General features: G+C 55.3%; 14 protein-coding genes. 8 read left to right on the top strand and 6 right to left on the bottom strand.

Annotated elements, in window-relative coordinates; genetic code table 11:
• Nucleotides 1-60 precede the first annotated feature (60 nt).
• Nucleotides 61-1,437 carry a tRNA uridine-5-carboxymethylaminomethyl(34) synthesis GTPase MnmE gene (locus tag A2V21_307220; GenBank protein ID OIJ74070.1) on the top strand — a complete coding sequence of 459 codons (1,377 nt, stop codon included), beginning with the start codon at nt 61-63 and terminating at the stop codon, nt 1,435-1,437.
• A 62-nt stretch (nt 1,438-1,499) separates the two neighbouring features.
• Complete coding sequence (locus A2V21_307215; protein OIJ74069.1) at nt 1,500-1,865, top strand: hypothetical protein; 366 nt, start codon at nt 1,500-1,502, stop codon at nt 1,863-1,865.
• Nucleotides 1,866-1,914: 49 nt separating this feature from the next.
• Here the strand turns inward: A2V21_307215 and A2V21_307210 are convergent, their stop codons facing one another.
• Both A2V21_307210 and A2V21_307205 read right to left on the bottom strand, forming a co-directional pair.
• On the bottom strand, nt 1,915-2,904 hold the full coding sequence (locus A2V21_307210; protein ID OIJ74068.1) for a fructose-bisphosphatase: 990 nt from the start codon (nt 2,902-2,904) through the stop codon (nt 1,915-1,917).
• 107 nt (nt 2,905-3,011) lie between these two features.
• Entirely contained in the window at nt 3,012-3,686 is a 675-nt protein-coding gene (locus A2V21_307205) for a hypothetical protein (GenBank protein ID OIJ74067.1), read from the bottom strand.
• 439 nt (nt 3,687-4,125) lie between these two features.
• On the opposite strand from A2V21_307205, the gene A2V21_307200 reads away from it, so the two are divergent.
• The 6 genes from A2V21_307200 to A2V21_307175 all read left to right on the top strand — a co-directional run bounded on the left by A2V21_307200 (nt 4,126) and on the right by A2V21_307175 (nt 8,400).
• The gene (locus A2V21_307200; protein OIJ74066.1) at nt 4,126-4,395 is read left to right on the top strand and encodes a hypothetical protein; all 270 of its coding nucleotides are present in this window, start codon (nt 4,126-4,128) and stop codon (nt 4,393-4,395) included.
• Between the two features lie 17 nt (nt 4,396-4,412).
• Nucleotides 4,413-5,579: a lysine 2,3-aminomutase gene (locus A2V21_307195; protein ID OIJ74065.1), complete on the top strand. Its 1,167-nt coding sequence runs from the start codon at nt 4,413-4,415 to the stop codon at nt 5,577-5,579.
• A gap of 7 nt (nt 5,580-5,586) precedes the next feature.
• Nucleotides 5,587-5,823, top strand: coding sequence for a hypothetical protein (locus A2V21_307190; GenBank protein ID OIJ74064.1), 237 nt, complete (start codon nt 5,587-5,589; stop codon nt 5,821-5,823).
• A 220-nt stretch (nt 5,824-6,043) separates the two neighbouring features.
• Nucleotides 6,044-6,697, top strand: coding sequence for an orotate phosphoribosyltransferase (locus A2V21_307185; protein OIJ74063.1), 654 nt, complete (start codon nt 6,044-6,046; stop codon nt 6,695-6,697).
• Nucleotides 6,698-6,823: 126 nt separating this feature from the next.
• A complete protein-coding gene (locus tag A2V21_307180; protein OIJ74062.1) occupies nt 6,824-7,555 on the top strand; it encodes an orotidine 5'-phosphate decarboxylase in 732 nt (243 codons plus the stop codon).
• Nucleotides 7,556-7,656: 101 nt separating this feature from the next.
• Complete coding sequence (locus A2V21_307175) at nt 7,657-8,400, top strand: hypothetical protein (GenBank protein OIJ74061.1); 744 nt, start codon at nt 7,657-7,659, stop codon at nt 8,398-8,400.
• A 201-nt stretch (nt 8,401-8,601) separates the two neighbouring features.
• Here A2V21_307175 and A2V21_307170 read toward each other — a convergent pair whose 3' ends face one another.
• The 4 genes from A2V21_307170 to A2V21_307155 all read right to left on the bottom strand — a co-directional run bounded on the left by A2V21_307170 (nt 8,602) and on the right by A2V21_307155 (nt 12,542).
• Nucleotides 8,602-9,228 (bottom strand): hypothetical protein, encoded by a 627-nt coding sequence (locus tag A2V21_307170; protein OIJ75099.1) that lies wholly within the window; start codon nt 9,226-9,228, stop codon nt 8,602-8,604.
• Nucleotides 9,229-9,527: 299 nt separating this feature from the next.
• A complete protein-coding gene (locus tag A2V21_307165) occupies nt 9,528-10,211 on the bottom strand; it encodes a hypothetical protein (protein OIJ74060.1) in 684 nt (227 codons plus the stop codon).
• The gene (locus A2V21_307160) at nt 10,211-11,662 is read right to left on the bottom strand and encodes a menaquinone biosynthesis decarboxylase (protein OIJ74059.1); all 1,452 of its coding nucleotides are present in this window, start codon (nt 11,660-11,662) and stop codon (nt 10,211-10,213) included. Before A2V21_307160 ends, A2V21_307165 begins: the two co-directional genes overlap by 1 nt.
• A gap of 10 nt (nt 11,663-11,672) precedes the next feature.
• Nucleotides 11,673-12,542 carry a 4-hydroxybenzoate polyprenyltransferase gene (locus A2V21_307155; GenBank protein ID OIJ74058.1) on the bottom strand — a complete coding sequence of 290 codons (870 nt, stop codon included), beginning with the start codon at nt 12,540-12,542 and terminating at the stop codon, nt 11,673-11,675.
• Nucleotides 12,543-12,545 lie beyond the last annotated feature (3 nt).

The raw sequence follows: 12,545 nt of genomic DNA, 5'->3' as shown, positions 1-12,545 counted from the left end.
TTGTTAAGTGGGCGGGCTTTAATCGACTTTACCGCCGGTACCCAAAAACGACAACCAGCCATGAAAGAACCATTGACCGACAGCATAGCCGCCATAGCGACAGCCCAGGGTGAAGGGGGCGTAGGCATTGTAAGGATAAGCGGACCCCGGGCCCTCGCGATTGCCCTCAGGCTCTTCAGGGCCCGCCCGGAAGATATAAGGGAGAGGTACTTTCACCTCGGGAGTATTTGCGGCGCGGACGAAGGGACCATTGACCGTGGCTTCCTGGTCTTCATGAAGGGGCCAAGGTCCTATACCGGCGAGGACGTGGTAGAGCTCCACTGCCACGGTGGCCCTCTCCTCCTTAAGAAGGTCCTCGCGGAAGCCCTCTCAGCCGGGGCAAGGGCGGCCGGTGCCGGCGAGTTTACCAAGAGGGCCTTTCTCAATGGAAAAATCGACCTCGCGCAGGCAGAGGCCGTCTCAGACCTCATCAAGGCCCAGACCTCTTTATCGCTTTCCGCCGCAAGCGGCAGGCTCGATGGCGGGCTTTCCAGGAAGGTCGCTTCGATCAAGGAGCCGCTTGTAGCGCTTCTTGCCCACCTTGAGGCCGAGCTTGATTTCAGCGAAGAGGAGATCGACGCCCTCCCGGAAGATGCGATAGATAAGGCCGTGAAGGAGGCCTCTATCGCCGCAGACGCCCTTATTAAGACCTTTGAGGAAGGCAGGGCTATAAGGGAGGGGGTAAAGGTACTTATACTTGGCAGGCCGAACGCCGGGAAATCGAGCCTCCTTAATGTTCTGCTCGAAGAGCAGAGGGCTATAGTGACCGAGGTCCCGGGCACGACCAGGGACGTGATAGAAGAGTGCGTGAATATCCGCGGCATCCCCGTAAGGCTCATGGATACAGCTGGGCTAAGGGAGGCTAAAGACGAGGTCGAGGCCATCGGGGTGCGGATAGCGAGAGAGCGCGCCGCCTCCGCCGACCTTATACTTTACATGGTCGACCTCACCTCGGATTTTGGCGAGGACGTCGAGATATTGAACGGCCTTGCGGACAAAAAGACGATCGTCGTCGCCAACAAGAAAGATTTGCCCTACGTCTACCCCGATGCTGAGAGCGCCTTTCCAGGCAGGCCTTTTATCGCCATCTCTGCCCTTAAGGAAGAAGGCATCGAGGGGCTAAAGGACCTTATCTTTACAGAGGCCGCGGGCCATGAAAAAAAGGTATATTCCGCGCCTCCGGGGGAGCTGGTGGCCTCTGTCCGCCACAGGGACTGTCTCGCCAGATTCCTTGACGCGCTCGGAAGGGCAACAGATGCCATTGCCGCCGGGCTTCCAAGAGAGCTCATCGCCTCTGATATCAGGGGCGCGGTCGATTCTCTCGGAGAGATAACCGGCGAGACCACGACAGAAGATATACTCGACATTATCTTCAGCTCGTTCTGTATCGGGAAGTGATGCTTTAAGTGATCTGGAATGATATAATCCACGTGTTTTTACTAAACATCAGGAGAAAACCGATGCTCTCAAAGGCCCTCTGGGTCTGCCTCGCGCTCCTGGCAGCCTGGTCTTTCCCGGCCGCGGGTTTTTCTACAGTCGTAGCGGTCCAGTGCGTCGAGAACTCAAAGGTATGCATGGTGGAGGACAGGGTCTCGGGCAGGGAGAATATCCCCATCGAAGTCGGGGGAAAGACCTACTACGGCTGTTGCCCTGTATGTGTGGGAAAGCTCAAGAGCAAGACAGCGACGCGCTTCTCAAAAGACCCTGACACTGGTAAAGAGGTGGATAAGGCAAAGGCGTATATCGTTGCCGGTGAGGACGGTACGGTAATATACTTTGAATCAGGGAAGACTTTTCGCAAATACCTTTCCCGCCAAAAACGCTAAAGACAGACAGGTCAGGTCTCTGCCCCCGTTAAGGTCCGTCTCAACGGATTCAAACCAGATGCGCCTTCCAGAACTGCTCTGCCTCTTCAACATCCGCCTTGCTCCCGATTATGAGGGGGGTCCTCTGGTGGAGCTCCTCGGGCTTTATCTCCATCGTCCTTTCAAGGCCGCTTGACGACCTGCCGCCCGCCTGCTCGACTATGAACGAGAGCGGGTTGGCCTCGTACAGGAGCCTTAACTTCCCTTTCTGCGACTTCCTGTCGGATGGGTAGAGGAATACGCCGCCCTTCAGGAGGTTCCTGTGGAAGTCCGCGACAAGCGAGCCCACGTACCTTGCGCTGTAGTCCCTGCCGTTGGCCTTGAGCGTTTCTATATAAGCGCTTGTGCCCGGGAGCCAGTACTTGCTGTTGCCTTCGTTTATGCTGTAGATCTTCCCCTTGCCGGGGATGGTTATGTTCTCGTGCGAAAGGAGGAACTCGCCAACGCTCTGGTCAAGGGTAAAGCCGTGTACGCCGTGGCCGGTCGTGTATACGAGCATGGTGCTCGACCCGTAGAGTATGTAACCGGCGGAGACCTGCTGCGTGCCGGGCTGGAGGAAATCGGCTGTCGTCACGTTGGAGCCATCCTTGCAGCGGAGGATGGAGAAGATCGTGCCGACGCTTATGTTGACGTCGATGTTGGACGAGCCGTCAAGCGGGTCAAAAAGAAGCAGGTAGTTGCCCTTGGGATACTTGCCGTCCACGTGGATGATCTCATCCATCTCTTCCGATGCCATCGCGGAGAGATGGCCGCCATGCTCCATCGCCCTTATGAAGGTCTCATTGGCAAGCTCGTCGAGCTTCTGGACCTCTTCACCATGTATGTTCCTGTTACCAGAGGCGCCCAGTATATCGACAAGACCTGCTCTGCGCACCTCGTGAGAGACGAGCTTTGCCGCGGTGCCAAGGTCGGAGAAGAGCGCGGTGAAGTTGCCTGAAGAGCCGGGGTACTTCCTCTGCTCTTCGAGCAGGAACTTGGTAAGGGTCATCCCGATGGACATGGACATTGAGCCTCCTGACGGACAGATGAACTGGAATCAAAGTAGAACGAGCGGACCCTGATGATTATATACGGAAATCAGATAATGTGAAGCGGCTTTACGCTACGTCAGTACGAGCCTGCCTTGAGGTCAGGGAAGGTGAAGCCCTTGAGCTCTGTCACTTCAAAGAGGCCGGGATATAGTTCGTCTTCAAGCAGGATCCTTCTAACGTTACCCTGCCAGAGCGCGTAAAAAAGCTCCTTCTGCTCCTTCGAGGCCCCACCCCTCATGACCATCGGGGCGAGATCGTTCATCCGCGGGTCTCCGGGCAGCGCCTGCGGGTTGTAGGCGACCTGGACAGCCTCTCCGGTATCTTCCCTTTGGAATATGAAGGTGTTGAACTGGGCGTCTTCCGGGTCGAAGAAGAGGCGGTTATTCCTGCCGAACCTGCCGCCGAGCCCCTTGAAGCCGGTCGCCCCGGCGGCGCCGGTAATGAGCGAGATGACGTGAGATTGCGGGCCGTAGGCGAGGTCGCCCGGGCCGCCTTTTATCAGGACCTTTATCTGCCCTCGTACAGGCACCTCATCTTTGTAAAGCGCCTTAAGGGCCTTCTGTGTGACCTTGTAGGCCCCTGATACAGCCGGGCATGAATGGCCGGCTACGAGCACGGCATCCGTATAGTTGATGACGAAAAGCTCTGTCTCTTCCTGCGCACCCAGGATATACGCGAGCGGCTCCCTGAGCCTTATCGGCTCGACCTCCGCGAAGAACGCCTGACGCCAGACGGTAGTAGTATGCATCATAGTACTCCTTAGGATAACGGGCTTAAAGCCCAAAAAAAGTGTAACAAATCGAATCGAAAAGTTCAAGCCCCGCCGGTTTTGCAGCTTTTTTTCTTTGCGCCCCCCCCTCTTAAGGATTTTTTTATTTAATTTGAAACGTGCTTTTTATTCTACTCGCTATTTTTGAACATAACCCCTATCTTATCTTGATTTTCGCCAAAGTAACTGATATTTATCTCCTTTTTCCATTATCTAAAGATTTAGTCCTTTAGACAAATCTAAAAATAAACTTGAGTCAAACTCTAACCTGATAGCACCCTGTATCCGCAAGCCTTTATAAAATCTCATTTTTCGCTTGACAAGTTTGAGTTTGTTTTGTAAAATAAGTTTAAATTCATTTTGAGAATAACTTTCAACTTAATAATGTATCAGTCTGCCGTATACAGGAGCAATTACAGGGGTGGGCATAAGGACTCCAGACCTACTTTCAAAAATAGACATACCCAGGCAAAAGCTCTATTACCTTGAGCAGAAGGGGTTTATCAAGCCCCAGAAGATCCTGATCGGGGATAAAGAGTTCAGGGAATATTCTGACGAGGACGTGAAAAAGGTCGAGTTCATCTGGAAGTACCTGAAAAAGGGCTTCAAATACAAGATAGCCTTTGAGAAGGCTATGGAAGAGATAGAGCACCCGCAGCTGAACCTGACCAAAACCGAGAAACCCGCTTAGCCGGTAGGAGGAGCCGAATGGAGGGGCTTTCGATAAGCTCTGAACCGCCCAGTAGTAAGTTAGCTGCCGCGAAGACTGAACTGGCTGAATACATAGAGTATCCTGCCTCGCGGCCTGATAGCTGGTATGACTGGAAATGGCAGCTCAAGAACCGCATAACCACCCTTGAGGGGATAAAGGACATCATCACCCTTACAAGGAGGGAAGAGGAAGGAATAAAGCGCGCCACAGGCCGTCTGGCTATGGCCATAACCCCTTATTTTTTCTCGCTCATCGACCGCAACGACCCGAAATGCCCAATCAGGAAGCAGTGCATTCCCAGGATCGAGGAATTCAGCGTCTCCTCAGGCGAGCTTGTCGACCCCTGCGGAGAGGACTCGCATTCGCCTGTGCCGGGCCTTGTCCACAGGTACCCGGACAGGGCGCTTCTCATAGTCTCTGACTCATGCGCCATGTACTGCAGGTACTGCACGAGGAACAGGATGGTCGGGGAAGAGCACCCGCCCATGGCTATACAGCGCTTTGATGACGCCCTCAAATATATCAGGTCGAAAAAGGCGATAAGGGACATCCTCATCTCGGGCGGAGACCCGCTCATGATGAAGACAGAGCTCCTTGAGCGCTACATAAAGGGACTCCGCGAGATACCACATCTGGAGATCATAAGGATAGGCACCAGGGTCCCCGTGACCCTCCCGATGAGGGTGACCAATGAGCTTGTGAACATGCTCAAGAAGTACCACCCGCTTTATATCAGCATACACTTCTCACACCCGAAGGAGATCACCCCGGAGGTCGAGAAGGCCTGCTCCATGCTGGCCGACGCCGGCATCCCTCTTGGCAGCCAGACCGTCCTCCTGAAGGGCGTAAACGACAAGCCGTCCGTGATGAAAAAGCTCATGCAGGACCTCCTTAAGACAAGGGTCAGGCCCTACTACATCTACCAGTGCGACATGGCCATGGGGATGGGGCACTTCAGGACCCCCGTGTCCGTTGGCATGAACATAATGGAGGAGCTGCGGGGCCATACCACCGGCTATGCCGTTCCGACATTCGTCGTCGACGCGCCAGGCGGGGGCGGGAAGATCCCGGTTGCGCCGACCTACCTTATATCGCAGGCAAAGGGCAAGATCACCCTCAGGAACTATGAGAACAAGATATTCACCTACTCCGAGCCTGAGTAGGGGTTAAATGAAGACAGATAACCTTCCTGGGAAGGCCCCGGACGAAGAGCCCTGCACTGCGCTCAGGTTAGAGCCGAAAGACAAGCAGGACTATCTCCTGAGTTGGCTTTCTGCGAAACCGGCCCAGATGAGGGCCCTTGCGAGCATGGAGCTTGACCCTCAAAAAAGGTTCGATACGGTCCTCTCAGCCCTCCTGAAAGAGAGGAGCGCCAACGTTATTCCCTTCAAGAAAAGCCGCAAATGACAACAGGCATGAAATAAGTCCATCTAAGGAAGTACGCCTCATTCCTCGCCTCCTCCACGCCTCGCATATGGAGCTTTTTGAGCAGTCTGAAAAAATCTGTGTCAGCAACCTGTTAAAGTTCAGTCGCCTTCCGGCTCCTTCGCTAAATCCTCGCCTTGATTTTCGCGCCCGTTGGTACTATATTATTGGGGAACCCCAAACAACGGTAAAGGAGCAAGGCATGCAGGACTTTTCACACCAGATAATGGAAGAGGACTATAAAAAGGAGCTCCTTGACATCCTCTATACAAAATCATTCAAGTATGACGAGGCGGGCTTCACGCTCACCAGCGGCAAGAAGAGCAACTACTACATAGACGTAAAGAAGACCGCCTTGAGCTCGATAGCGATGGAGCTTATAGGCTACGCCTACTTCCAGAAGCTCAAGCTCGCCCCGATAGACGCCATTGGCGGCCTGACACTCGGCGCAGACCCTATCGCCTATGCCGCCGCCCTCATGTGCACCATAAGGGGCAAGTTCCTTGATGTCTTCATCATAAGGAAAGAGGCGAAGGGGCACGGCACGCAGGCCTGCATAGAGGGGGACGTTAAGCCGGGCGCGAACGTGGTCGTGGTAGAGGACGTCATCACCACAGGCGGGTCGACGATAAAGGCCGTTCAAAGGGCAAAGGAGGCCGGCTTCAATGTGCTCCGCGTCGTAGCCCTTCTTGACAGGGAAGAGGGCGGGGCCGGGAATATCGAGAAGGAGACCGGGGTAAAGGTCGATTCGATATTAACCATGGCAGACCTCCTCGAGGTCCACAAGAAGAGGACCGAGGAAGACGAGAAGGAAAAGAAGAAGAAAGAAAGAGAGCAGGAGAGGCCGGTATTCTGATACCTGTCTTTATAAAGACCTGTTGGGGCTGAGCCTGAAAGGCTCGGCCTCTTTTTTTTAATAAAACCTCTCTCCCCTGGGGAGAGGGCGGGTGAGGGGGAAATACAGTCGCGAATCAGTGAGACGATGAAAGGAACCCATATGGCGCTCTCTCCGAAAGACCGGATAATGTTCGCTCTCGATGTGCCTGATATTGATGGGGCGCGCAAATACGCAGGGCTGCTCAAAGACCATGTCGGCTTCTTTAAGATAGGGCTCGAGCTCTTTGTCGCGTGCGGCCCGGAGATAGTAAAGACCGTGCGGGTTGTAGGCGGCCGGGGGATCTTCCTCGACCTTAAGTTCCACGACATACCCGAGACCGTAAAGGGGGCGATGAGGTCGGCGGCCTCTCTCGGCGCGGACTTCGTTACGGTCCATACCTCTGACGGCGGGTCGGTCCTCAAGGCCGCTGTAGAGGCGGCAGGCTCTACAAAGGTGCTTGGCGTAACGGTCCTTACAAGTTTATCGAAGGAGGCGTTCCCTGAGGCCGGGATAGACCCGTTGTTCACCCCTGAAAGCCTTGTCGTGCACAGGGCAAAGGCGGCGAAGGCCGCTGGCTGCGCTGGCATTGTCTGCTCAGGCCTTGAGGCGAAGGCGGTGCGAGAGGCCCTGGGGCCGGGTTTTCTCATCATTACACCGGGCGTAAGGACAGCAGAGGACGCTGTCGGCGACCAGAAAAGGGTCGTAACACCATTTGACGCTATCTCGAACGGCGCGGATTATATCGTCGTCGGCAGGCCCATAAGAAACGCGCCTGACCCGGTGGAGGCTGCGAAGAGGATTGCGGGGGAGATAGAGAGGGCGCTGGCAGGCTGCTGAAAAAGGCCTATCTGCTTTTCTGGACCTTTTTGAGCAGCCTGATTAAAATCGAAATTCACTCTATTATCTGCCTTCGCCGTTTTCACTGCGTGTACCTTTCTATGAAAAAGATACTCTTTCTGATTATCACGCTGGTCTTTTTAAGCCAGCCCGCTTTCGCCAAGGACCCCTGGGCCGACCTTCAGGCGCTTCTACATGACATAAAGGGCGATTTTAGCGTGGCATACACAGACAGGTCAAACGCGATAAAGCTCGGGGCAGCGGTCGCTGGCGCGGGCCTCATGGCCAATTCCCCGGTAGATGAAAATTTTCAGAGGTACTATGTCGGCCATCTCAAGAGCGGGTCTACCGATAGCGCATCTGATATAACCCGCCTTCCCGGTGAATTATACGTAGCGATACCTGTGCTCTTCGGCGCCTATCTACTTTCGAATGACCCGGATATAAAAGGATGGGCAAATGATTCGATAAGGGCCATCGCCATTGGCGCGCCAGCGGGGTTGGCGCTTCAATACATTACTGGCGGGGGGAGGCCTGAAGAGGGCGGTTCTGAATGGAGCCCTTTCAGGGACGATAATGGCCTTAGCGGCCACGCCTTCATAGGCGCGGTTCCCTTTATCGTAGCGGCTAAAAGGACGGATAGCCCATGCGTAACAGCGCTTCTTTACACGGCCTCAGCCCTTCCAGCGCTTTCAAGGATAAACGATGGCAAGCACTTCCTCTCTCAGGCCAGCCTCGGGTGGTTCCTGGGCTACTTGAGCGTAAACGCCGTCCATAAAGAAGATTCAGCGTTCGCGGTTTTGCCATACGGGGATTTAGGGCTGATGGTAAGCTTCGAATTTTAGCAATTCCAAAAAAATGTTGTCATTGCGAGGAGCGTAGCGACGCGGCAATCTTAAAGATGAGATTGCTTCGCCTTCGGCTCGCAATGACGGTCAAGCGGTCATTCCGAGAACCCAAACACGCAGGAATCATTCAGTATTGTAGGGTGCGCTGTGCGCACCAATATAATCCCCCTTCCCCCCCTTTAGAAAAGGGGGGGAATCCTAATTCCTTATCCCCTTGTTCATCACCAGGAACTCGCCCCTGAAGGTGAGGGGGACGGCCTTTCCCGGGTCTTGAGCCATGTGCGCGCTTATATGTAGATGCGGCTCGAATGAGTTGCCGGAGTTTCCTACCCGCGCGATGACCTGGTTCTCCTTCACGTACTGCCCTTCTTTCACCGTTACGCTGCCGTTCATGAGGTGCGCAAGGAGTATCTCCGCGTCACCGCACTCGATAATGATGTGATTTCCCGCTGGATTTGACTCGTCTGGCGTGCGCGGTGGCGTGTCGGCAAGGCCATCGACAGCGCCAGCCACCTTGCCTGAGCACGGGCTGTAGAGTATCTCTCCGAATACCTTGTGGCCCGAAAGCTCTGAAGGGAAAAGGCCGCCAGCCCTGTTGCCGAGGAAGTTGAGCTTCACTATATCAAGGGCGTAAGCCTCTGCCGGGGTAGACCTGTGGAACGGGTTTAATATCGGATTTGCGCCGCCCTGGATGACATAGTACCTTCCATCTTTCATGGGGAATGAAAGCTCAAGAGGCTCTCCCTTGAAATACCTGCCCTTTATCGTGATGAGGTCAAGCACGAGAAAGACGGCGAGGAAGACGGCGCGCGGCTTGTAGCTCACCCGCCCCTTACTGTTCCTTTTGCTGAAGATGGCCCTGTCTTCAAGCCTGGGGAATGTCATGACCGCGGCGATGACGAAGAGTATCTTGAGTATGTACTTGAGCCATATGCTTGTGAAGGCCCAGGGGCCCGCGAACGAGAAGAAGACGACCACCGAAGCGGAGGCGAGCACCTTTAAGGCCCAGTCGACCCTGCTCGTGAACTTTCCTTTCCACAGCCACAGGATGGTCACGAGCGGGAAGACGATGGATATGAAAGTTGCCAATAAGATAAGGGACGTGAGCATCAACTGATGTAACCCTATTTCTTTCTGGCGTAGCCGAGATAGTTTACCGACGTGTCATTAGATATCTTGAACTCGAGCCTCAAAGGGTCGTAGCTCATCCCCTTAAGCTCCTCAATTTCAACCCCGTTCTGAGCGAGTATCTCCTTGAGGGTAGAGGGGCGCACGAACCTGTTATAGTCGTGCGTGCCGCGCGGGACCATGCCCAGGACATCCTCGGCCATAAAGAGGGCGAGGAAGCGCGCCTTGAAGGTCTTGTTTATAGTGCCGAAGAAGAAGAGGCCGCCATGCTTGAGCATTGAAAGCGAGTCCCGGAGAAATCCGTTGAGGTCGTCTACATGCTCGAGCACCTCTGCGCAGACGATGACGTCGAACTGCTTGCCCTCCCGGGCCGTCTTCTCTACCGATGCCACGCGGTAATCGATTGAAAGCCCTGACGCGGCACAATGGCCCTTCGCCGCGTCTATCGCTACAGGCGAGAGGTCGATCCCTGTGACCGTTGCCCCGGCCTTCGCGAACTCTTCGGAAAGCAGCCCCCCCCCGCAGCCGATGTCGAGCACGGTCTTGCCCGCAAGCTCTCCGGAGCGCGAAGAGAAGTAGCCGAAGCGGAGCGGGTTTATCCTGTGAAGTGAAAAGAGCCTGCCAGCCGGGTTCCACCAGTCAGAGCCGTACTGCTCGAATTTTTGTGATTCGGTCGTCATTAAAACCCGTACTCCTTCCACTTCTTCTCGACCAGTTCCTCTACTTTGCTGTCCATCTCCATCTTCTCGCCCCACTTGCGTGAGACCTCTGGCGGGTACTTGTTGGTGGCGTCTATGCCCATCTTGCTTCCGAGGTTCTCTATGGGGGACGAGAAGTCCAGATAGTCGATAGGGGTGTTCTCGATAATAAGCGTATCCCTTTTCGGGTCAACGCGCGTTGAGATGGCCCATATGACATCGGTCCAGTTGTGCACGTCTACATCATCGTCGACGACGATGATGTATTTCACGTACATGAACTGCTTCAAGACCCCCCAGAGGCCCATCATGATGCGGCGCGCGTGGCCGGGGTACTCCTTCTTTATCGATACGACCGCTATCCTGTAAGAGACCGCCTCCATCGGGAGGCAGAAGTCGACGACCTCCGGGAACTGAAGCTTTAAAGAGGGCAGGTAGAGCTTGTTCAAAACGGTGCCGATAACGGCGTCCTCTTTTGGAGGCCTGCCGGTAATGGTCGTCATGTATATGGCGTCTTTCCTGTGGGTTATCGCCTTCACGTGGAAGACGGGGAAGGGCTCCGCCGCGTTGTAATAGCCGGTATGGTCTCCGAACGGCCCTTCCATCTCAAGCTCCCCGTGCCTTATCTCGCCTTCTATTATTATCTCTGCCGTGGCCGGGACCTTAAGCGGTATGGTCTTGCACTCTACCAGCTCTATCGCCTTTTTGCGGAGCACGCCCGCGAAGTGGAACTCGCCAACGTCCTCCGGCACAGGGGTTACGCCCGCGATGATGGTCGCCGGGTCGCAGCCGATGGCAACTGCCACGGGCATGGCCTTGCCTTCCTTCTCCCAAAGCCTCTGGTGAGTGGCCCCGCCCCTGTGAGAAAGCCACCTCATTATGGCGCGCTTGCCGTCAAGGTACTGCATCCTGTAGACGCCGACATTATACGGCCCGCCCTGGGGAGATTGCGTGACGACGAGCGGCCATGTGATAAGCGGCGCCGCGTCCCCGGGCCAGCACTTGATTATGGGTATCTTCGAGAGGTCGGCGGTGTCTGTCTCGACGACATCCTGGCATGGAGCGCTCTTTACCGTCTTTGGGCCAAGGGTCAGGATTTTGCCGAAGAAGGGGATCTTCTTCACGGCGTCCCAGAGCCCCTCAGGCGGCTGCGGCCTCTGGAGGGTGGCGATGAACTGCCCTATATCAGAGAGCTCTTCTTCAGTTACGCCAAGGCCGAGGGCGACCCTTTCGGCTGTGCCGAAGAGGTTGCCCAGAACGGCCATCCTGTGCCCCTTGACCTTCTCGAACAGGACCGCGGGGCCGCCGCTTTTTACAAGCCTCTCCTGTATAGCGGCGATCTCAAGCACAGGGTCTACCTCTGTCTTCACCCGCTTAAGGAGCCCCTTTTTTTCAAGCACTTCTATAAATTCTCTCAGGTCGTAATACGGCATATTCCCCGTCTCAAAGGTTCATGTCCAATATTATGAAGAGGAGCAATACGCCCCCTATGGCCGCGTTCGCCTGAAAGCCCTTGAAGGCCGCCTGCCTTGTCCGCTCTTTTTTTACAAACTCTACTATTGCGAGGGAGAGTATAAGGCAGATGAGGAGGCCTGTCATGAAAATGCCTCCGAGCCCAACGACCATACCCGCGGCCCCGAGCGCGACAGCAAAGCATAAGTAAAGTACGGAGAGCGCCTTGTATACCGAGCCGCCGAAGAAGATAGCGGTCGATTTTACCCCTATCTTTATGTCGTCGTCCCTGTCCATGAGCGCGTAGATCGTATCGTAGGCGGTCGACCAGAATATATTCGCCGTGAATATCAATAACGCCGCTACCCCGACCTCTTCCCTGACCGCGCTCCATGCCATGACCGCTCCCCAGCCGAATGCCATGCCGAGGACGACCTGCGGGAAGTGGCTGAAGCGCTTGACGAACGGATATGCCCCGGCGAGCGCGAGCGCGACGAGTGAGAGCATGACCGTCAGCCTGTTGAGCTGCAATACCAGCGCGAAGGCCACAGCCGAGAGCAGGGCGAAGACCAGCATCGCCTCTTTCACCTTGAGCCTGCCGCTTGCGATGGGCCTCGTCCTGGTCCTTTCAACATGTGGGTCGAAGTCCCTGTCGGCTATGTCGTTTACAGCGCACCCGGCGCTTCTCATTAGAAAGGCGCCGATGATGAATATAGAGAGGTATTTTAACTCCGGCCTCCCGCCTGAAGCCATGAAAAGCGACCACATCGTGGGCCACAGAAGCAGTAGAGTGCCCTGCTGGCGCGGGAGCCTTAGAAGCTCTGAGACCGCGTGGAGCTTATCTGCCGCGACCTGGCCCACGGG

This window comes from Deltaproteobacteria bacterium GWC2_55_46, assembly GCA_001595385.3.
Taxonomy (GTDB): Bacteria; Desulfobacterota; GWC2-55-46; order GWC2-55-46; family GWC2-55-46; genus UBA5799.
Note: the sequence above shows the minus strand (reverse complement) of the source record. Positions and strands in the feature narration are given on the sequence as shown.